The sequence below is a fragment of the Streptomyces sp. AC558_RSS880 genome, assembly GCF_019049255.1.
GTDB lineage: Bacteria > Actinomycetota > Actinomycetes > Streptomycetales > Streptomycetaceae > Streptomyces.
On the sequence record NZ_JAGMUJ010000197.1, the window covers coordinates 1 to 19,702 of the forward strand.

The following is a 19,702-nucleotide window of genomic DNA, read 5'->3' on the forward strand; positions in this document are numbered from 1 at the left end:
GCGTTTCCCTTTCCGGCGGTTCCGACTCTATCAGATCCTTTCGGTCCTGATTCCCGGTCAGATCGGGTTGTCTTCGCGGCCGTTGGGCCGTTCCGACGAGTGAGACTTTAGCGGATTCCTGACCCCCGACCTAATCGGGGACCTGCTCCCTTTCGGGCGCGGATTCCTCATTTCGCGAATACGCACGCAAGGACGCGACAGCAGACAGACTGCTGTCTCGAACAGTGGTGGTACTTGCGGAATGGCTGTCCGGGGACCGACCGGAGTCGGCGCTCACGTCGGACAACTCGGAGAACAGTACGGATCCGGCCGGGGTGTGTCAACTCGCTGCCTCGTCCCACCCCCCGGGCGTACTGTGGTCCGTATGACGACGCGTACGTACAGCCAGTTCTGGTGGGCCGCCTGACGGCGGCCGCCCCTACGTGCGCACTCAACGGCCGCCGCCTCGGCGGCCGTTTCTGTTTCTCCCTCCAGGACTCCGAGGGGCGGCCGGCCGGGGACGGCGGCCTCGGACCGGAGACGGAGAAGAGAAGAGATGACAAGGGTCTTCAGTGGGATCAAGCCGACCGGGCACCTGACGCTGGGGAACTACCTGGGAGCCATGCGGCAGTGGGTCGCCGTCGACCAGCACCAGGCGGACGCGTTGTTCTGCGTCGTCGATCTGCACGCGCTGACCGTGCACCACGATCCCGCGCGGGTGCGCAGGCTGAGCCGGCAGGCGGCGACGTTGCTGTTGGCGTCCGGGCTGGACCCGGCGCTGTGCACGGTGTTCGTGCAGAGCCATGTGGACGAGCACGCGCGGCTGTCGTATCTGCTGGAGTGCGTGGCCACGGACGGCGAGATGCGGCGGATGATCCAGTACAAGGAGAAGGCCGCGCGGGAGCAGCGGCGGGGTGGGAGCGTGCGGCTGTCGCTGCTGACGTACCCGGTGCTGATGGCGGCCGACATCCTGGCGTACGGGACGGACGAGGTGCCGGTCGGGCAGGACCAGACGCAGCACGTGGAGCTGGCGCGGGATCTCGCGGTGCGGTTCAACCAGCGGTACGGGCACACGTTCGTGGTGCCGCGGGCGACGAATCCGCCGGTGGCGGCGCGGGTGATGAATCTGCAGGACCCGCTGTCGAAGATGGGCAAGAGCGACGACACGGGGCCGGGGATCGTCTATCTGCTGGACGAGCCGGATGTGGCGCGGAAGAAGGTCATGCGCGCTGTGACCGACAGCGGGCGGGAGGTCGTGTACGACAGGGAGGCCCGGCCGGGGGTGGCGAATCTGCTGGAGATCCTCGCCGCGTGTTCGGGTGGGAACCCGGAGGCGTTGGCCGGTGTATATGAGTCGTACGGGGATCTGAAGAGGGATGCCGCGGAGGCTGTGGTCGAGGTCTTGAGGCCGGTGCGGGAGAGGCACAAGGAGTTGTGCGCGGATCCCGGCTATGTGGAGGGGGTGCTGCGGGATGGTGCGGAGCGGGCGCGGGCCATGGCTCGGCCGACCGTTGATGCCGCTTACCGGGCGATCGGCTTGTTGCCGGCGGGCTCGGATACCGGGGCGCCCGTGCTGAACGCGGCTCGGTAGGCGCGAGGGCTGGTGGCGAGGCGCGATGCGAAGTGCTGTCTCATCGTGACCTCGCTGCCGAAGCCTGCGCGGCGGGCGACCTCGGGCATGGGGAGGTCGGTGCGTTCGAGGAGGCGCTGGGCCGCGGCGATGCGCTGGTCGAGGAGCCAGCGCAGTGGTGTGGTGCCGGTGGCCGCGGTGAAGTGGCGGGCGAAGGTGCGCGGGGACATGCCGGCGTGGGCGGCCAGGTCGGCGACCGTGAGCGGTTCGTGGAGGTGGCGCAGGGCGTGCTCGCGTACAGCGGCGAGGGCGTCGGCGTCGCGGTCGGCGCGCGGGGTGGGGTGCTCGATGAACTGTGCCTGGGTGCCGGTGCGGAAGGGGGCCGTGACCATGGAGCGGGCGATGGTGGCGGCGGCCTCGGCTCCGTGGGCGAGGCGGATGAGGTGGAGGCAGAGGTCGATGCCGGCGGCGGTGCCGGCCGCGGTCCAGATGTTGTCGTCCTCGATGAACAGGGCGTCGGGGACGACGGTGACGTGGGGGTGGTGTGCGCGGAAGAGGTCGATCAGGTTCCAGTGGGTGATGGCGCGGCGGCCGTCGAGGAGTCCGGCCTGGGCGAGGGTGAAGGCGCCGCCGCAGAGGGCGGCGATGGTGGTGCCGCGGGCGTGGGCGTGGCGGAGGGCGTCGAGGACCGGAGGTGGTGCGGGGGTGAGGTGGTCGTCGAGGCCGGGGACGACGATCAGGTCGGCGTCGGTCAGCCAGGTGAGGGGGCGGTCGGGGAGGAGGGTGAGGCCGCCGCGCATGGGGACGGGGGTGGTATCGGTGGCGGCGCGGTGCAGGTCGAAGGCGGGGGCGCCGCGGTCGGTGCGGTCGGGACCCCAGACCTCGGTGATGACGGAGACGTCGAAGGCACGGATACCGGGGAAGGCGACCAGGGCCACGCGGTAGGGGTCTGCCATGAGTGGCAGTAAACCATCGATCGCTGACTTTCGGACCTCTGGGAGCAGGCACTGCCGGGCGGCACGCTCGTGGGCATGGACATCGCGCAGAACGCAGCACTGGTAGTCGTGGACGTACAGAAGGGCTTCGAGGAGGTCGACTTCTGGGGGACGCGCAACAACCCGGCGGCGGACGACAACATCGCCGCCCTCATCGACGTATGGCAGTCGACCGGTCGGCCGGTCGTCTTCGTGCGGCACGACTCGGTCAAGCCCGGGTCGCCGTTGCGGACCGGGTACGAGGGCAACGGGTTCAAGGAATACGTGGAGCGGCGGCGCGGGAAGGGAGACGGGGCCGAGCTGCTGGTCACCAAGAGTGTGAACTCGGCGTTCCTCGGGACGCCGGACCTGGGTGCCTGGCTCCGGGAGGCGGGCATCTCTCAGGTCGTGCTGGCCGGGATCCAGACGAACATGTGCGTCGAGACGACGGCGCGGATGGGCGGGAACCTCGGGTACGAGGTCGTGGTCGCGTTCGACGCGACGTACACCTTCGACCTGGAGGGGCCCTTCGGCTGGCGGCAGAGCGCGGACGAGTTGGCGCGTGCGTCGGCGGTGTCGCTGCACGGGGGCGGGTTCGCGGACGTGGTGACGACGGAGGACGTCCTGACCGCGGCGAAGTGAGCCCCGCCCCTGGCGTGGGGCGGGCGGAGCCAAACCTGGCCGGCGGCCTCGTCAAGGCGTGTGGGGGCACCCGCGACCGGGCGGAGGGTCAGTCCTTGGTGCCGCTCGCGAGTTCGCGGCTGCGGTCGCGGGCGGCTTCGAGGGCGGCGATGAGGGCGGCTCGTACGCCGTGGTTCTCGAGTTCGCGGATGGCGTTGATGGTGGTGCCGGCGGGGGAGGTCACGTTCTCGCGCAGCTTCACCGGGTGCTCGCCGCTGTCACGGAGCATCGTCGCGGCGCCGATCGCGGACTGGACGATCAGGTCGTGGGCCTTGTCGCGGGGCAGGCCGAGCAGGATGCCGGCGTCGGTCATGGCCTCGACCAGGTAGAAGAAGTACGCCGGGCCGGAGCCGGAGAGGGCGGTGCAGGCGTCCTGCTGGGACTCGGGGACGCGGAGGGTCTTGCCGACGGCGCCGAAGATCTCCTCGGCGTGGGCGAGGTGGTCGGCGGTGGCGTGGGTACCGGCGGAGATGACCGACATGGCCTCGTCGACGAGGGCGGGGGTGTTGGTCATGACGCGGACGACCGGGGTGCCGGTGGCGAGGCGTTCCTCGAAGAAGGAGGTGGGGATGCCTGCCGCGCCGCTGATGACCAGGCGGTCGGCGGGGACGTGCGGGGCGAGTTCGTCGAGGAGGGCGCCCATGTCCTGCGGTTTGACCGTGAGGATCAGGGTGTCGGCGGTCTTGGCGGCTTCCTGGTTGGAGACCGGGGTGACTCCGTAGCGGGTGCGGAGTTCCTCGGCTCGTTCCTGGCGGCGGGCGGTGACGAGGAGGTCGGTGGGGGCCCAGCCGGCGCGGATCACTCCGCTGAGCAGGGCTTCGCCGATTTTGCCGGTGCCGAGGACTGCGACTTTCTGGGTCATGGCTGGGAGTGCCCTCCGGGGGTGCGTCGTCCTGTGGGCATCCTCGCATCCCCGGGGCGGGTGGGGGTGGGGCGTCCAGTGGGCGGGACGTTGGCGGTGGGTGGCTGTCGAGGATTTTTCGCCCCCGCCGCCCCTTCCCGTCCCGTCCCCGGGGGCTGCGCCCCCGGACCCCCTTCGGCCCTGAACGGGCCTCGTCCTCAAGCGCCGGACGGGCTGGTTACGCCGTCCGGCGTTTCAGCGTCGCCGCGCCCAGGGTCAGGACCAGCAGGGCACAGCCCGCGACGATCGCGGTGTCGCGGACGAAGGCTGCCGTCATGTCGGTGTGCTTCAGGACCTCGTTCATGCCGTCGACGGCGTAGGACATGGGAAGGACGTCGGAGATGGCCTCCAGGACCGGGTGCATGTTGTCGCGGGGCGTGAAGAGGCCGCAGAGGAGGAGCTGGGGGAAGATCACCGCCGGCATGAACTGGACCGCCTGGAATTCGGAGGCCGCGAAGGCCGAGACGAAGAGGCCGAGGGCCGTGCCGAGGAGCGCGTCGAGCAGCGCGACCAGGAGGAGCAGCCAGGGGCTGCCGGTGACGTCGAGGCCGAGGAACCAGACGGCGAGGCCCGTGGCGAGGGCGGACTGGATGATCGCGAGGGTGCCGAAGGCGAGGGCGTAGCCGGCGATCAGGTCGCCCTTGCCGAGGGGCATGGCGAGGAGGCGTTCGAGGGTGCCGGAGGTGCGTTCCCGCAGGGTGGCGATGGAAGTAACCAGGAACATCGTGATCAGCGGGAAGATCCCGAGGAGTGACGCGCCGATGCTGTCGAAGGTGCGCGCGCTGCCGTCGAAGACGTAGCGGAGCAGGAACAGCATCACGCAGGGGATGAGGACCATCAGCGCGATGGTGCGCGGGTCGTGGCGGAGCTGGCGCAGGACCCGGGCGGCGGTGGCGGTGGTGCGGGAGGCGTTGAGGGCGCGCGCCGGGGCGGGGGTGGTCGTGCTCATCGGGTCGTCTCCTTCGTACGGCCTGCCGCGGTCGCCTCGTCGACCAGGCGGAGGAAGGCGTCCTCGACGGTGTCGGAGCCGGTGCGGGTGCGCAGGGCGTCGGGGGTGTCGTCGGCGAGGATCTCGCCGGCGCGCATGAGCAGGAGGCGGTGGCAGCGCTCGGCCTCGTCCATGACGTGGGAGGAGATCAGGAGGGTGGTGCCGCGTTCGGCGGCGAGGGTGTGGAAGAGCTGCCACAGGTCGCGGCGCAGGACCGGGTCGAGGCCGACGGTCGGTTCGTCGAGGACCAGGAGCTCGGGGGCGCCCAGGAGGGCCACGGCGAGGGAGACGCGGCTGCGCTGGCCGCCGGAGAGGTTGCCGGCGAGGGCGTCGGCGTGAGTGGTGAGGTCGACGTCGGCGATGGCCCGGGTGACGTTCTCGTGGCGGCGGTCGGCGGACGCGCGGCCGGGGTCGAGGATCGCGGCGAAGTAGTCGAGGTTCTGGCGGACGGTCAGGTCGTCGTAGACCGAGGGCGCCTGGGTGACGTAGCCGATGCGGGTGCGCAGGGTGGGGTGGCCGGCGGGGCCGCCGAGGACGTCCAGGGTGCCGGTGACCTTGGCCTGGGTGCCGACGACGGCCCGCATCAGGGTCGACTTGCCGCAGCCGGAGGGGCCGAGGAGGCCGGTGATCTGGCCGCGCGGGACGGTGAAGTCGAGGCCGCGCAGGACGGTGCGGGGGCCTCGGACGACGGTGAGGCCCTGGGCGTGGACGGCCGGTTCCTCCTGCGGCCGGGAGGAATAATTCATCATGTGATGAATACTCCTCCCGGTCCGCGCGCGGCGTCAAGCAGTCGGGGTGGGGGGTGTGGTGGCGAGGAGGAGGACGACGTCGTAGGTCTCCTCGACGGTGCCGTCCGGGAAGGCGGCGGTGAGGTGCTCGCGCTGCTCGGTGAGGAAGGCGGCGGTGCGTTCTTCGCCGTGCACGAGCAGGACCGAGTGGCTGGCGAGGTTGGCCAGGTGGGTCTCGATCGGGACGTGGCGGCTCCAGCGGATCTCCCGGCGGGTGAAGTGCAGGAGGCCGGCGGGGTCGGCGGCGCGGGCGTTGGTGTTGCGCCGCTCGGCGGCGAGGTTCACGCCGAAGTGGCGCGCGGTGCGTTCGGCTTCCTCGGCGATCCAGGGCACGTCGAGCGCGTCGGTGTTCCACCACAGGGCGAGTGCCCCGCCCGGCCGCAGGACCCGTACCGCCTCCGGGACGGCGCGGGCGGGGTCGGTCCAGTGCCAGGCCTGGGCGTAGGTGAGGAGGTCGGCGCGGTGGTCGGTGAGGGGGAGGGCGTTGCCGTCGCCCCGGACGACCGGCACGTCGGGGAGCGTGCGACGGAACTCGGCCGCCATGCCCTCACCGGGCTCGACGGCGATCACGTCGGCGCCGCGCTCGCGCAGACGGGCGGTCGCGATCCCCGTACCGGCGCCGACGTCCACGACCCGGGAGCCGGTGAGGGGGCGGCCGGTCAGCTCCTCGATCGCGTCGAAGAGGGCGGGCGGGTAGGAGGGGCGGTGGGCGGCGTACTGGGCGGCGGCCGCGTTGAAGGAGTGGGCTCGGGTGAGGCGGTCGGCCCTGGGCGTCGTCATACGGCCATGGTGACCGGACGGCTTCGGCACGCAGGTGGTTTTCGGGGAGTACGGGCGGCTGCCGGGGCATGCCGCGCAGACGGCGATGGGAGCGATTCTCCAGGCAGAGCGGCGCATGGACGGCGCGTCGCTTGGAGAATCGCTCCCATCAGTGTCCTGGGACGGGATTGACCAACAGCATCCCTGTGGTTCCCGGGGGCCGCGGCGTCCGCCCGGAAGTCACCGGGGTTCGCCGTACGCCCGATCCGTCGGGCGGCCCCTAGCGGCGGCGCTTCTTCGACGGGTTGCCCGAGCGGCGGGTGGTGCGCTTCTCGTAGTCCTCGCGGGCCTTGTCGTACTCGGCGCGGTGGAGCTTCTCGCCCGGGGCCTCGGTGAAGGTGCGGAAGAAGTAGGCGAGGAGCGAGCCGACGAAGCCGATGGCCAGCAGGCCGCGGAGGGAGGCCTGGCGGTCGGGGTCGGGGCGGGTGGTGAAGCCGGACCAGGTGTGGCGGAAGGCGAGCGAGCTGCAGATCGCGAACATCACGACCATGAGCAGCGAGACGAAGCTGCCGACGTCGGCGATCCGGAGCCCGTCGTAGGCGATGCGGAGCACGAGGCAGGCGGCGGCCGCGGCGGCGAGGGAGCCGACGGCGACGCCGAGGCGGCGGGCGGTGTAGCCGCCGGAGTGGTCGACCCAGGTCGTGCCGAAGAAGCGGATGGGCTCGGGCCGGGGGCCGGCGGGGGTGTCCGGGGTGCCGTTCGGGTCGTTCTCTGCTGCGCTCACCAGTCGATTGTGACTCCTCCCCCGCGTGCGCACGCGGGTCCCCCTCCCCTGCCGGGCCCCCGCCGCGGGCCGGTCGTGCACGGCCGTGCCCTGCGGCTCCGGACGAAGCCCCAGGGCACGGTCGTACGGCGTCGGCTCAGCGGGCCTCTTCGACGGCGTACCCGACGAACATCCCCCAGGCGTTCCGGCCGACGGCCAGCCCGGGGCGGGCGACGTCCTTGGAGTCCCTCACGCGGACCGTGTGGGAGGAGGCGGCCACCTCGACGCACTGGCCACCCTCACCGCTGCTGTAGGTGCTCTTGACCCACGTCAGTTCCGTTGCGCCCTTCACAGTTCTCCCAACAGCTCCTCGACGAAGGCCATGGACTCCCCCGGAGTGAGAGCCTGGGCCCGGATGATTCCATACTGCGCCTCCAACTCCCGTACGGGAGCCCGGTCGGTGTAGAGCGAACTGCTCTTCTGGACCTCCGCGTACGCGATGCGCTGTCCCGACCTGGTCTCGATCAGGGTGAACGGGCCGGCGAGCCCCGCGTGGTCCTCCCGCCGCGTCGGCATCACCTGGATCTCGACGTTGCGGTGCTGCCCGGTGAGCAGGATCTGTTCCAGTTGCCCGCGGTGCACCTCCGCCCCGCCGATGGGGCGCCGCAGCACGGCCTCCTCGATGACGAAGCTCATCAGCGGCGCGGGCCAGCGCGCGAAGATCTCCTGCCTGCGCATCCGCGCGGTCACCCGCTGCTCGATCGTCTCCTCGTCGAGCAGCGGGCGGCGCATCGTGAAGACCGCCCGCGCGTACTCCTCTGTCTGCAAGAGCCCGTTGACCACATGCGTGTCGTACACATGCAGCTCGACCGCCTCCGCCTCCAGTCGCGCCGCGTCCCGGAAGAACGCCGGGAACTGGGCCCGCGCGACCTCGTCCTTCATCTCCAGCAGGACGCCGCCTGCGTCGAGCAGTTCGTCCGCCACGTCGATGAACCGGGGCGGCGGTACGCGTCTGCCCTGCTCGTACGAGGCGATCGTGGACGGCGAGTAGCCCGTCCGCGACCCGACCTCGGCACGCTCCAGTCCCGCCCGCGTCCGGAACCGCTTCGACTGCCGCCCGAACACCCGCAGGACGCCCGAGCCCGGATCCGGCGGTCCGGGGACTTCCGCCTCCTCGTCCGCCACCATGGTTCCGACAGGGTCCTGTACCCGTTCGCCCATCCGACCGCTCACCTCCGCCGCGCACCGACACCAGCCGGTCGTGCCACGTCGGGTCACGCCCGGCGAGAGCCACGCCAGGAAGCACCGGCTCGCGTCATCGGCGAGACCCCGGGAGTTCACCTGAACGGGAACTCACCTGGCGAGTCCCAGTCCTTCGTCGATGCGGGTGCGCAACGTGCGCAGCGCCTGCCTGAGTTCGGCCGGCTCGATGTCCGTGATGCCGGCGTCGAACGTGAGGAGCAGTCCCGCCAGGCCGGCCCAGGACCACGCGCCGAGTGTGAGGCGGCAACTGGAGTCGGTGACGTGCTCGACCGTCGATCCGCCGGGGGCGAACCGGGCGACGACGGGTGCGGGCAGTGCGAGGAGCGCGGAGCCGCGGCAGGGCCATTCCGCCGGGGTGTCGCCGCGGTCGTGGGTGCTCATGACGAAGGCGGCCGGGTCGCCGTGCGGGACGTCGCGGCGGTCGAAGGTCCTTCCCGTGGGCATGCGCGGTGCGAGGCTGTCGACGCGCATCGCGCGCCAGCGGTCCGTGTCCGGTTCGTACGCGACGAGGTACCACCGTGCCGCCCATACGACGAGGTGGTGCGGTTCGAGCGTGAGCGTCGTCGGTCCGTCCTCGCCGGTGTGGTCCACGCGCAGGACGTGCCGCCGGTGGATCGCGCCGCCGATGACGCCGATGGCCTCGGCGTCGATGGGTGCTGCGGGGAACTCCCAGTAGTTGCGCGCCGCGGAGACGGTGAACGCCTCGGCGTGGTTACGGCTGCGGGCGGGCATCGCCTGCCGCAGCGTGGTGAGGGCGCGGGCCGAGTTCTCGCGGATGCCGGACAGGAGGGTGGGGACGGTCTGGAGGGCGACGGCCACCGCGACGGCCTGGTCCTCGTCGAAGACGACCGGCGGCAACCGGGTGGCGCGGCCGAGCCGGTAGCCTCCGCCCACCCCGCGCACGGCCTCGATCTCGTACCCGAGCTCCCTGAGCGTGTCGATGTCGCGTCGTACGGTCCGCACGGACGCCCCGAGCCGGGTGGCGAGCTGCTCGGCGGTCAGGGTCGCGCCGGTCCCGAAGACCGACAGCAGCTTCAGCGCCCGCGCGGATGTGGCAGCCATCGCTCGTTCCCCTCCGCCATTGCGGTCACTCGATGGCAACTATAGCTGTCAACGTGTCCGCCATGACCGCTTCACACATCCGTCAAGAGGGGACGCGCTCATCCGCGGCCTCCGCACCGCTCGTCTCCGGCACGAGTGCGGGCGCCGCGCTCCTGGTGGTGCTCTTCGGTTCCTTCCTGGACCTCCTCGACGCGACGATCGTCACCGTCGCGGCCCCGGCGATCGCCCGGGACCTGGGGGCCGGCGACGCCCAGATCCAGTGGACGATCGCCGCCTACGTCCTGGCGCTGGGCGCGGGCCTGATCACCGGCGGACGGCTCGGTGACCAGTACGGCCGCAAGCGCCTGTTCATGACCGGGCTGGGCGGGTTCATGATCACCTCCGCACTCTGCGCGCTGGCCGCCGGTCCGGGAATGCTCATCGGCATGCGCGCCGTGCAGGGACTGACCGCGGGCGTCATGGTCCCGCAGGTGTTCGGGATCATCCGGGCCTCATTCGCCCCCGGCGAGCGCGCCAAGGCGTTCGGCGCCTACGGGGCCGTCCAGGGGCTCGCCTCGGTCGCGGGGCCGCTGCTGGGCGGGCTGCTCATCGATGCCGACCTGTTCGGACTGGGATGGCGCACGATCTTCTGGATCAACGTGCCCGTCTCGGTCCTGGCGCTCGTCATCGGCGCGAAGGTCCTGCCGGAGTCCCGCTCGGCCTCGACCGCGCGGCTCGACCTCCGGGGCGCGCTGCTCGCGGCCTCGGGCATCCTGCTCCTGCTGCTGCCGGTCATCCAGACCGAGACCTGGGGATGGACCACGGGCAGTTACGCCCTTCTCGCCGCCGGCGTCGTCGTGCTGGCGCTCTTCCTCACCCACGAGCGCCGGCTGGCCGGACGCGGGGGCGAACCCGTCTTCGATCCGGCTCTGCTCCGCGTCCGCGCCTTCGCGGCCGGCCTGGGCGCGTCCGCGCTCTTCTTCGGCGGCCTCGGGGCGTTCTTCCTCACGCTGTCGGTCTACCTCCAGGCCGGCACCGGCCGCAGCGCGTGGGAGACCGGCCTGGTGATCCTGCCGTACGCGTTCGGCTCGATCATCACCTCGGGGCTCGGAGTCGCTCTCGCCACCAGGGCCGGGAGGGCCTTGCTGATCACCGGCTCACTCACCGTCGCCGCGTCCCAGTCCGTCCTCCGGGTGGTGGTCGGGGGGAGCGACGATCCCGGGTACTGGCAGCTCGCCCTCGCCCTCTTCATCGGCGGCCTCGGGCTCGGCCTTGCCGCGCCCGTCCTCGTCAACGTCGTCCTCGCCGGCGTCCCCGCCCGCAACGCGGGCGCCGCGGGCGGGGTGCTCTCCACGGTCAACCAGATCGGCGGCGCCATCGGCATCGCCGCTCTCGGCACGGTCTTCTTCGGCGCCGTCACCGGATCGACGACCGGTGCACCGGGACCGGCCGACCACGGTCGCGCGTTCGGCCTCGTCCTCGTCGTCTCCGCGGTGCTCTACGCCGTGGCGGCCCTGGTGATGCTCGCGCTCCCCAGGGCCGCGGCCGAGGTCGTCGACCGGTGAACCCGTACCGGGGTCCCTCCGCCGGTGTCGGCCCGGAGGAGGGACGTCGCTAGCAGCGGGGAGCGACGTACCCGTCGCTGCCGGTGCGGACGTACGCGTCGGAGACGTACTGGCCGCTGCCGATGTTGTCCCAGATGTTCGAGGTGCCGTACGGGCCCGACACCCAGGTGCCCGGTGTCTGGCAGTTGATCCGGACCTCGGCGCCCTCGGGCAGGACCCGGACGACGGAGTAGGCGGTGCCGGGGCCGCTGCGGACGTTCAGCCGGTAGCCCGGAGCGACCGCGTAGGAGCGTGTGGCCGTGGCCGCCATCGTCTCCGCCGTCGCCCTCTCGTCCCCGCCCGCGATGTCCCGCGTCTGGTCGACAGACATGAGAAAACCTCCCCCGTTGCACCCCACGACTGTCGTGGGGCCACGTTGATACCCCTGGATCAAGCCATGAAACACCAGTTCGCAACTCGCACGCGGAGGCTGGCACGCCGCCTCGGTCCCACGCGCACCATCGACTAGGCTCCGAGCGTCGCGCGCGCGGACGAACAGCACGGGGGTGGTTCCATGGCGTCGCAGCGGAACGCCGGAGCGGGCGCGGAAGCGGAACTTCCGGAGTACGCCGGTCACTACCGTCTGGAGTCCTGTCTGGGCTCGGGCGGCATGGGCGTCGTGCATCTGGCCCGGAGCACCTCGGGGATGCGGGTCGCGGTGAAGGTCGTGCACGCCCGGTATGCGATGGACCCCGAGTTCAGAGGGCGGTTCCGGCAGGAGGTGGCCGCGGCGCGGCGGGTGAGCGGGGCTTTCACCGCGCCGGTCGTCGACGCCGATCCGGAGGGCGGGCGGCCCTGGATGGCCACCTTGTACATCCCCGGTCCGACGCTCTCCGAACAGGTCAAGCGGAACGGGCCCATGGACCCGGACCAGTCGCGTCGGCTGATGGCCGGGCTCGCGGAGGCGCTGCGCGACATCCACCGGGTCGGGGTCGTGCACCGGGACCTGAAGCCGAGCAACGTGCTGCTCGCCGAGGACGGGCCGAAGGTCATCGACTTCGGCATCTCCCGGCCGAAGGACAGCGAACTGCGCACCGAGACGGGGAAGTTGATCGGTACGCCGCCGTTCATGGCGCCCGAGCAGTTCCGGCGGCCCCGGGAAGTGGGCCCCGCGGCCGACGTGTTCGCCCTCGGGTCGCTCATGGTGCACGCGACGACGGGGCGCGGTCCGTTCGACTCCGACAGCCCGTACGTCGTCGCCTACCAGGTCGTGCACGACGAGCCCGACCTGACCGGCGTACCGGAGTCGCTCGCGCCGCTGGTGCTGCGGTGTCTCGCCAAGGAGCCCGGCGACCGGCCCACGCCGGACGAGCTGATGCGGCAACTGCGGTCAGTGGCGGCGGCGTACGACACGCAGGTGTTCGTACCGGCGCCGCGGACACCCGAAGCTCGGGAGGCACGGGAGGAGGCCGCGCCGGAGTCCTTGGCGGACGCGCCCGCGGAGCGGCCCGCGCGGCGGCTCGGCAGGCGGACGGTTCTGGTGGCGGGGGTGCTCTGCCTCGCCGTGCTCGGCGGGCTCGCCTCGGTGCAGATGTTCGGCGGCGCGGAACCGGCACGGAACACCACGGCCGCGCGGAGCGCGCCGGGCGGCTTCGGGGTGTGGGAGGCGGCACCCGGCGCGGAGGACGGCGGCATGCCCCAGTGCTCGTACGGGGCGGAGAAGCTGCTGTGTGCGCTTCCCGGCCTGGTCTTCGCCCTCGACCCGGCCGACGGCCGCACCCTGTGGCGGCACGACGTCGTGGGGACGACGCGGAGCGAACCGCCGATCATGTCGGGCGGCCTCGTCCAGCCCTCCCTCGATCTGATCGGCGACCTGGAGGCGCTCGATCCGGCCACGGGCGAGCCGGTGTGGCAGGAGGCCCCGCCCGAGTACGACGGAATACGGACGGTCGGCGACATGCTCCTGCTGACCCGCTCCGACGGGATGGTCACGGGCGTGAACAGCGCCTCGGGCGAGACCAGGTGGTCCCGCCGGATCCCGGGGCAGGCCGTGCCGTACTTCTCCTCGTTCGCCGGGGAGTCGGAGGAGGCGGGCGGGCCGTCGGCGTACGCGGCGAGTCCGTCCGGGGACGGGAGCGGGACCCGGGTCACCGCGGTGGATCCGGCGACGGGTGACGTGCGGTGGGACGCGGAGCTGGAGGGGACGCTGACGCCCGTGGGAGCGGCGGACGGTGCCGTGTACCTCCGCGTCGAGGGCGCCACCCACGGGGACGTGAAGGTCCTGCTCCGCTACACGCCCGGCACCGGGGAGACCCGCCGGGTGACGCTGCCCGTGCCGGTCGAGGAGGCGCAGGCCGGGATGCGCGGGGACACCTTGTACCTCATGGGCGCGGGCGGCTCGCTGGTGGCCGTCGACATGGCGGCGGGGAAGCAGCTGTGGCGGCTGGAGACGGGCGTGAGCCGGGGCTCGGTGCCCGTCTCCGACGGGCGGCACGTGTACGTCACCGCGCCCGACGGGCGGCTGCTGGGCGTCGACGCCCGTGAGGGGAAGCTCCTCGGGCAGACCCGGCCGCGGCTCGGCCCCGAATCCGACCGGGTCCCCGCCTCGCTGCCCACGCCGGTGCTCGCGGGCGGTCACGTCTACGCCGGTGCGCCCGACGGGACCGTGTTCGCCGTGTCGGGGCGCGACCCGGCCGACTGGTGAACCGGACGGGCCGCTGTCCGGACGGACGGCGCCCCGGAACGGGAAGGCCGGCCCAGGGGCCGCCGAGCCGGTGATCGCGGACGGGCCCGTCCAGGCGTCCGCGCGTCCGCGCCCGACGAGGCCGTGTCGCCGTGGACGGGCGGGATGCGAGGGCCTGCCGACGGCGAGGGCCGCCCCCGCGGTGCGGAAACGGCCCTGCTCACGGCCCGGTGGGGCTCAGCCCAGCTTGCTGACGTCCCGCACCGCTCCCTTGTCCGCGCTGGTCGCCATCGCCGCGTACGCCTTCAGGGCGGCGGAGACCTTGCGGTCGCGGTTCTTCGGGGCGTACCGGCCGTTCAGGGCCTGCTCGCGGCGGGTCAGTTCCGCCTCGTCGACCAGCAGCTCGATCGAGCGGCTCGGGATGTCGATGCGGATGCGGTCGCCGTCCTCGACCAGGGCGATGGTGCCGCCCGAGGCCGCCTCCGGGGAGGCGTGGCCGATGGACAGGCCGGACGTGCCGCCGGAGAAGCGGCCGTCGGTGATCAGGGCGCAGGCCTTTCCGAGGCCGCGGCTCTTCAGGTACGACGTCGGGTAGAGCATCTCCTGCATGCCGGGGCCGCCCTTGGGGCCCTCGTAGCGGATGACGACGACGTCGCCCTCCTTGACCTGCTTGGTGAGGATCTTCTCGACGGCTTCGTCCTGCGACTCGCAGACGACCGCCGGGCCCTCGAAGGTCCAGATGGACTCGTCGACGCCGGCCGTCTTCACGACGCAGCCGTCGACGGCGAGGTTGCCGCGCAGCACCGCCAGGCCGCCGTCCTTGGAGTAGGCGTGCTCGGCGGAGCGGATGCAGCCGCCCTCGGCGTCCTCGTCCAGGGAGTCCCAGCGCTCGGACTGGGAGAAGGCCTCGGCGGAGCGGACGCAGCCGGGGGCCGCGTGCCACAGTTCCACCGCCTCCTGGGAGGGGGAGCCGCCGCGGACGTCCCAGGTCTTCAGCCAGTCGGCCAGGGACGGGCTGTGGACGGCGTGGACGTCCTCGTTGAGCAGGCCCGCGCGGTGCAGCTCGCCGAGGAGGGCGGGGATGCCGCCCGCGCGGTGCACGTCCTCCATGTAGTACGTGCGGTCCTTGGCGACGTTCGGGGCGACTTTGGCCAGGCAGGGGACGCGGCGCGAGAGGGCGTCCATCTCGGTGAGGCCGAAGGGGACCTCCGCCTCCTGGGCGGCGGCCAGCAGGTGCAGGATCGTGTTGGTGGAGCCGCCCATCGCGATGTCGAGCGCCATGGCGTTCTCGAAGGCCGCGGGGGTGGCGATGTTGCGGGGCAGGACCGAGTCGTCGTCCTGCTCGTAGTAGCGGCGGGTGAGGTCCATGACCGTGCGCGCGGCGTTCTCGTAGAGCGCCTTGCGGGCGGTGTGGGTGGCCAGGACCGAGCCGTTGCCGGGCAGGGAGAGGCCGATGGCCTCGGTGAGGCAGTTCATCGAGTTGGCGGTGAACATGCCGGAACAGGAGCCGCAGGTCGGGCAGGCGTTCTCCTCGATGCGCAGGACGTCCGCGTCGGAGACCTTGTCGTTGGCCGCCTCGACCATGGCGTCGACCAGGTCCAGCGTGCGGACCGTGCCGTCGACCAGGGTGGCGCGGCCGGACTCCATCGGGCCGCCGGAGACGAACACCGTGGGGATGTTCAGGCGCAGGGCCGCGTTGAGCATGCCCGGGGTGATCTTGTCGCAGTTGGAGATGCAGATCAGGGCGTCCGCGCGGTGCGCCTCGACCATGTACTCCACGCTGTCCGCGATCAGGTCGCGGGAGGGCAGGGAGTACAGCATGCCGCCGTGGCCCATCGCGATGCCGTCGTCGACGGCGATGGTGTTGAACTCGCGCGGGATGCCGCCGGCCGCGGTCACCGCCTCGCTGACGATCCGGCCGACCGGGGCGAGGTGGGTGTGGCCGGGGACGAACTCCGTGAAGCTGTTGGCGACGGCGATGATCGGCTTCCGCCCGATGTCCGCGCCGGGTACACCGGAGGCACGCATAAGGGCGCGGGCGCCCGCCATGTTGCGGCCGTGGGTGACTGTGCGGGACCTCAGTTCGGGCATCGTCGCTCGCTCCTTCGGAGAGTTATGACTGTCGTCGAGCGTACGCCGGTCATCCAGAGGGCGGGACGAGGTGTCCGGAATGCGGGACGAATGTCTCAGCGCACGCGGGTCGGGTGTCCCGGTCCGAAGGAGCGTCAGCCTCCGGTGAGGTGCCCCTGCACCACCGGTGCCACCCGCTCGACGATCTGCTCGGCGTCCGCCGAGGCCAGCGGCTCCACCTTGATCACGTACCGGATCATCGCGATGCCGACCAGTTGCGCGGCGGCGAGCTCGGCGCGCAGCTCCGCGTCCGGGACGCCGAGCTGTCCGGCGATCCGGCGCAGCAGCTGGCTGGCGATCAGGCGGCGGAAGACACCGGCCGCGATCTCGTTGTTCACGGCGGAGCGGACGATCGCGAGCAGCGGGGCCCGAGTGACCGGGCTCTCCCAGAGCCCGATGATCATCCGTGTCATCCGTTCGCCCACCTCGTCGAGCGGTCCGTCGAGAACCGTGTCCCGCGCGGTGAGCACCGGCGCGAAGGCGACCTCCACGGCGGCCTCGAACACCTGCTCCTTGGTGCCGAAGTAGTGGTGCACCAGCGCGGAGTCGACCCCGGCCGACTTGGCGATGCCCCGGACGGACGTCTTCTCGTACCCCCGCGCGGAGAACTCCTCGCGGGCCGCGTCGAGGATGCGGTCCCGGGTGCCGGCCGATTCCGTACGGGGCGGACGGCCGCGGCGCCGGGCGGTGCCGTCGCTCCGCGTGGGGGTGCCGTCGCTCGCGGAGGCGTCCGGGCCGTCGCTCGCGGACACGTCCGGGCCGTCGCTCGCGGTGCGGCCGGTCATCGCCGCGGCACCTCGATCGCGGAGGCGGCGGAGGACAGGTGCCGGCGGGTGAACGCCAGCGCCTCGGCCAGGTCGGCCTCGCGCTCCGCGCTCGACATGGCCCGGCGGGTGTTGACCTCGATGACGACATGACCGTCGAAGCCGCTCGACGCGAGGCGCTCCAGCACCTCGGCGCAGGGCTGGTCGCCGCGGCCGGGCACCAGGTGCTCGTCCTTGGCGGAACCCTTGCCGTCGGCGAGGTGGACGTGGCCGAGGCGGTCGCCCATGCGGTCGATCATCTGCAGGGCGTCGGTGCGGGCGGTCGAGGCGTGGCTGAGGTCGATCGTGAAGTGGCGGTAGTCCTCCTTGGTGACGTCCCAGTCGGGGGCGTACGCGAGCATCTCGCGGTCGCGGTAGCGCCAGGGGTACATGTTCTCCACCGCGAACCGCACGTCCGTCTCGCCGGCCATCCGCCAGACGCCCTCCACGAAGTCGCGGGCGTACTGCCGCTGCCAGCGGAAGGGGGGATGGACGACGACCGTGCCGGCGCCGAGCTTCTCGGCGGCGGCCTGGGCCCGCTGGAGCTTGGTCCAGGGGTCGGTGGACCACACGCGCTGCGTGATGAGCAGGCAGGGCGCGTGGACGGCCAGGATGGGGATGCGGTGGTAGTCGCTGAGTCTGCGCAGCGCCTCGATGTCCTGGCTGACCGGATCGGTCCACACCATGACCTCGACGCCGTCGTACCCGAGGCGTGCGGCCATCTCGAAGGCCGTCGCCGTCGACTCCGGGTAGACGGAGGCCGTCGACAGGGCGACCTTCGCATCCGGGATGCGGACTACGTCCCTTGGTTCTGCCACGAGCCTCAGATTACGGGGTGGGGCCGGGTGGGTGCGGGGTGCCCGTTCGCCGTTGTGGCGTTTGTCATGAGCGGAAGGCCGCTATCCCTGGCCCATGTGATCCAGTCTGCGGAGTATCACGCCCTCCCGCAGGGCCCAGGGGCAGATCTCCAGGCGTTCCACGCCGAACAGGTCCATGGCGCCCTCCGCGACCAGGGCCCCGGCGACCAGCTGGCCCGCGCGGGCCTCGGAGACGCCGGGCAGTTCGGCGCGCTCGGCGGCGGCCATGGCGGCGAGCCTGGGCACCCAGGCCTCCAGGGACTCCCGTTTCAGCTCGCGCTGGACGTACAGGCCCTCGGCGGAGCCGGGGGCGCCGGCGATGCGGGCGAGCTGCCTGAAGGTCTTGGAGGTGGCCACCACGTGGTCGGGTGCGCCGAAGCGGCTGAACTCCCCGACCGTGCGGGCTATCTCGGTGCGGACGTGGCGGCGCAGCGCGCGCACGTCGTCCGGCTCGGGCGGGTCGCCGGGCAGCCGGGCGGCGGTGAGGCGGCCGGCGCCGAGCGGCAGGGACGCCGTGGCGTCGGGCTCCTCGTCCATGCCGTAGGCGATCTCCAGGGAGCCGCCGCCGATGTCGATGACGAGCAGTTTCCCGGCCGACCAGCCGAACCAGCGGCGGGCGGCGAGGAAGGTGAGCCGGGCCTCCTCCTCGCCGCTGAGCACCTGCAGCTCGACCCCGGTCTCCTCGCGCACGCGCGTGAGCACGTCGTCGGCGTTGTACGCGTCGCGCACCGCGGAGGTCGCGAACGGCAGCAGTTCCTCGACGCCCTTGTCCTCGGCCGCCCGGAGCGCGTCGTGGACGACCGCGACCAGCCGGTCGACCCCGTCGGGGCCGATGGCCCCGTTGGCGTCGAGGAGCTGGGCGAGGCGCAGTTCCGCCTTGTGCGAGTGCGCGGGCAGCGGGCGCGCGCCGGGATGCGCGTCCACCACCAGCAGGTGCACCGTGTTCGAACCCACGTCGAGGACACCGAGTCTCATGCACCGAACGCTACTGCCCGCCGCACGGTGTGATGCCCTGCCTGCGGTGGTCGAGCCGGTCCCGGCGGAGGGCGCGGGCGACTTACCCTGGACGGGTGCCAAAGACGAAAAAGGCGAAGGACGACAAGACGGACAAGAAGGCCAAGAAGGACAAGAAGGCCGGACTGGCCGAGGGTTCTTCGCGGGTGACAGCACCACGGGCGCCGGGAACGGCGCCGGTGGACGACGAGAAGGGGCTCGACTTCGCCCGCGCGTGGGTGGAGTTTCCCGATCCGGCGGACGACGAGCAGGTCTTCCGCTGTGATCTGACCTGGCTGACCTCTCGCTGGAACTGCATCTTCGGCAGCGGCTGCCAGGGCATCCAGGCGGGCCGCGCGGACGACGGCTGCTGCACCCTGGGCGCGCACTTCTCGGACGAGGACGACGAGAAGCGGGTCGCCGGACACGTGGCGAGGCTCACACCGGACATCTGGCAGCACCACGCGGAGGGCACGAAGAACGGCTGGGTCTCCGAGGACGAGGACGGCGACCGTCAGACCCGTCCGTTCCAGGGCTCGTGCATCTTCCAGAACCGGCCGGGCTTCGCGGGCGGCATGGGCTGCTCGCTGCACATCCTCGCCCTGAAGGAGGGCCGGGAGCCGCTGGAGACCAAGCCGGACGTGTGCTGGCAGCTGCCCGTCCGGCGGACCTACGACTGGATCGACCGGCCCGACGACACGCGCGTGCTGCAGGTGTCGATCGGTGAGTACGACCGTCGGGGCTGGGGCCCGGGCGGCCACGACCTGCACTGGTGGTGCACCTCGGCCACCTCGGCGCACGGCGCCGGGGACCCGGTGTACGTCTCCTACCGCGCGGAGCTGACCGAGCTGATGGGCAAGGCGGGCTACGACCGTCTGGTCGAGCTGTGCGAGGAACGGCTGGCCTCGCAGCTGCCCCTGCTGGCCCCGCATCCGGCGGACCCCGCCTGACGTTCCCGGAAGGACGTGACCGGGCTCGGGGCGTC

General features: G+C 72.1%; 19 protein-coding genes. 5 read left to right on the forward strand and 14 right to left on the reverse strand.

Translation table 11 applies throughout. The annotated features are described in order from the left end of the window. The first annotated feature begins 535 nt into the window (after positions 1–535). Positions 536–1,570 carry a tryptophan--tRNA ligase gene (gene trpS, locus KUM38_RS40695; protein ID WP_217137189.1) on the forward strand — a complete coding sequence of 345 codons (1,035 nt, stop codon included), beginning with the start codon at positions 536–538 and terminating at the stop codon, positions 1,568–1,570. On the opposite strand, the gene KUM38_RS40700 is transcribed toward trpS, so the two are convergent. Then, positions 1,501–2,505, reverse strand: coding sequence for a GlxA family transcriptional regulator (locus KUM38_RS40700; RefSeq protein ID WP_217137190.1), 1,005 nt, complete (start codon positions 2,503–2,505; stop codon positions 1,501–1,503). The genes trpS and KUM38_RS40700 overlap by 70 nt on opposite strands. 75 nt (positions 2,506–2,580) lie before the next feature. On the opposite strand from KUM38_RS40700, the gene KUM38_RS40705 reads away from it, so the two are divergent. Further along, a complete protein-coding gene (locus tag KUM38_RS40705; protein WP_217137191.1) occupies positions 2,581–3,165 on the forward strand; it encodes a cysteine hydrolase family protein in 585 nt (194 codons plus the stop codon). An 88-nt stretch (positions 3,166–3,253) separates the two neighbouring features. Here the strand turns inward: KUM38_RS40705 and proC are convergent, their stop codons facing one another. From proC to KUM38_RS40745, 8 genes are all read right to left on the reverse strand, one after another. Continuing rightward, the gene (gene proC / locus KUM38_RS40710; protein WP_217137192.1) at positions 3,254–4,066 is read right to left on the reverse strand and encodes a pyrroline-5-carboxylate reductase; all 813 of its coding nucleotides are present in this window, start codon (positions 4,064–4,066) and stop codon (positions 3,254–3,256) included. Positions 4,067–4,283: 217 nt separating this feature from the next. Then, positions 4,284–5,054 carry an ABC transporter permease gene (locus tag KUM38_RS40715; RefSeq protein WP_217137193.1) on the reverse strand — a complete coding sequence of 257 codons (771 nt, stop codon included), beginning with the start codon at positions 5,052–5,054 and terminating at the stop codon, positions 4,284–4,286. Then, positions 5,051–5,842, reverse strand: a complete 792-nt coding sequence (locus KUM38_RS40720) for an ABC transporter ATP-binding protein (protein WP_217137194.1) — start codon at positions 5,840–5,842, stop codon at positions 5,051–5,053. Before KUM38_RS40720 ends, KUM38_RS40715 begins: the two co-directional genes overlap by 4 nt. A 33-nt stretch (positions 5,843–5,875) precedes the next feature. Continuing rightward, positions 5,876–6,661, reverse strand: a complete 786-nt coding sequence (locus KUM38_RS40725) for a class I SAM-dependent methyltransferase (RefSeq protein WP_217137195.1) — start codon at positions 6,659–6,661, stop codon at positions 5,876–5,878. Between the two features lie 259 nt (positions 6,662–6,920). Continuing rightward, positions 6,921–7,424 (reverse strand): EamA/RhaT family transporter, encoded by a 504-nt coding sequence (locus KUM38_RS40730; protein ID WP_217137196.1) that lies wholly within the window; start codon positions 7,422–7,424, stop codon positions 6,921–6,923. Between the two features lie 136 nt (positions 7,425–7,560). Next, entirely contained in the window at positions 7,561–7,755 is a 195-nt protein-coding gene (locus tag KUM38_RS40735; protein WP_217137197.1) for a DUF397 domain-containing protein, read from the reverse strand. Continuing rightward, positions 7,752–8,591, reverse strand: coding sequence for a helix-turn-helix transcriptional regulator (locus tag KUM38_RS40740; protein ID WP_254398547.1), 840 nt, complete (start codon positions 8,589–8,591; stop codon positions 7,752–7,754). The genes KUM38_RS40735 and KUM38_RS40740 overlap by 4 nt, the downstream gene beginning before the upstream one ends. Before the next feature lie 165 nt (positions 8,592–8,756). Next, on the reverse strand, positions 8,757–9,728 hold the full coding sequence (locus KUM38_RS40745; RefSeq protein ID WP_217137199.1) for a YafY family protein: 972 nt from the start codon (positions 9,726–9,728) through the stop codon (positions 8,757–8,759). 62 nt (positions 9,729–9,790) lie between these two features. Between KUM38_RS40745 and KUM38_RS40750 the strand changes: the two genes are divergently transcribed. Further along, positions 9,791–11,272: an MFS transporter gene (locus tag KUM38_RS40750; RefSeq protein WP_217137200.1), complete on the forward strand. Its 1,482-nt coding sequence runs from the start codon at positions 9,791–9,793 to the stop codon at positions 11,270–11,272. Positions 11,273–11,321: 49 nt separating this feature from the next. Here the strand turns inward: KUM38_RS40750 and KUM38_RS40755 are convergent, their stop codons facing one another. Beyond that, complete coding sequence (locus tag KUM38_RS40755; protein WP_217137201.1) at positions 11,322–11,642, reverse strand: SH3 domain-containing protein; 321 nt, start codon at positions 11,640–11,642, stop codon at positions 11,322–11,324. A gap of 183 nt (positions 11,643–11,825) precedes the next feature. Between KUM38_RS40755 and KUM38_RS40760 the strand changes: the two genes are divergently transcribed. Next, on the forward strand, positions 11,826–13,955 hold the full coding sequence (locus tag KUM38_RS40760) for a PQQ-binding-like beta-propeller repeat protein (protein ID WP_217137202.1): 2,130 nt from the start codon (positions 11,826–11,828) through the stop codon (positions 13,953–13,955). A gap of 216 nt (positions 13,956–14,171) precedes the next feature. On the opposite strand, the gene ilvD is transcribed toward KUM38_RS40760, so the two are convergent. The 4 genes from ilvD to KUM38_RS40780 form a co-directional block, all read right to left on the reverse strand. Beyond that, positions 14,172–16,025 (reverse strand): dihydroxy-acid dehydratase, encoded by a 1,854-nt coding sequence (gene ilvD / locus KUM38_RS40765; RefSeq protein WP_217137203.1) that lies wholly within the window; start codon positions 16,023–16,025, stop codon positions 14,172–14,174. Between the two features lie 134 nt (positions 16,026–16,159). After that, on the reverse strand, positions 16,160–16,849 hold the full coding sequence (locus tag KUM38_RS40770) for a TetR/AcrR family transcriptional regulator (protein ID WP_217137204.1): 690 nt from the start codon (positions 16,847–16,849) through the stop codon (positions 16,160–16,162). Next, positions 16,846–17,685 (reverse strand): sugar phosphate isomerase/epimerase, encoded by an 840-nt coding sequence (locus KUM38_RS40775; RefSeq protein WP_217137205.1) that lies wholly within the window; start codon positions 17,683–17,685, stop codon positions 16,846–16,848. Before KUM38_RS40775 ends, KUM38_RS40770 begins: the two co-directional genes overlap by 4 nt. Positions 17,686–17,766: 81 nt before the next feature. After that, positions 17,767–18,699 (reverse strand): Ppx/GppA phosphatase family protein, encoded by a 933-nt coding sequence (locus tag KUM38_RS40780; protein WP_217137206.1) that lies wholly within the window; start codon positions 18,697–18,699, stop codon positions 17,767–17,769. Between the two features lie 95 nt (positions 18,700–18,794). Between KUM38_RS40780 and KUM38_RS40785 the strand changes: the two genes are divergently transcribed. Further along, positions 18,795–19,667 (forward strand): hypothetical protein, encoded by an 873-nt coding sequence (locus tag KUM38_RS40785; protein ID WP_217137207.1) that lies wholly within the window; start codon positions 18,795–18,797, stop codon positions 19,665–19,667. Positions 19,668–19,702 lie beyond the last annotated feature (35 nt).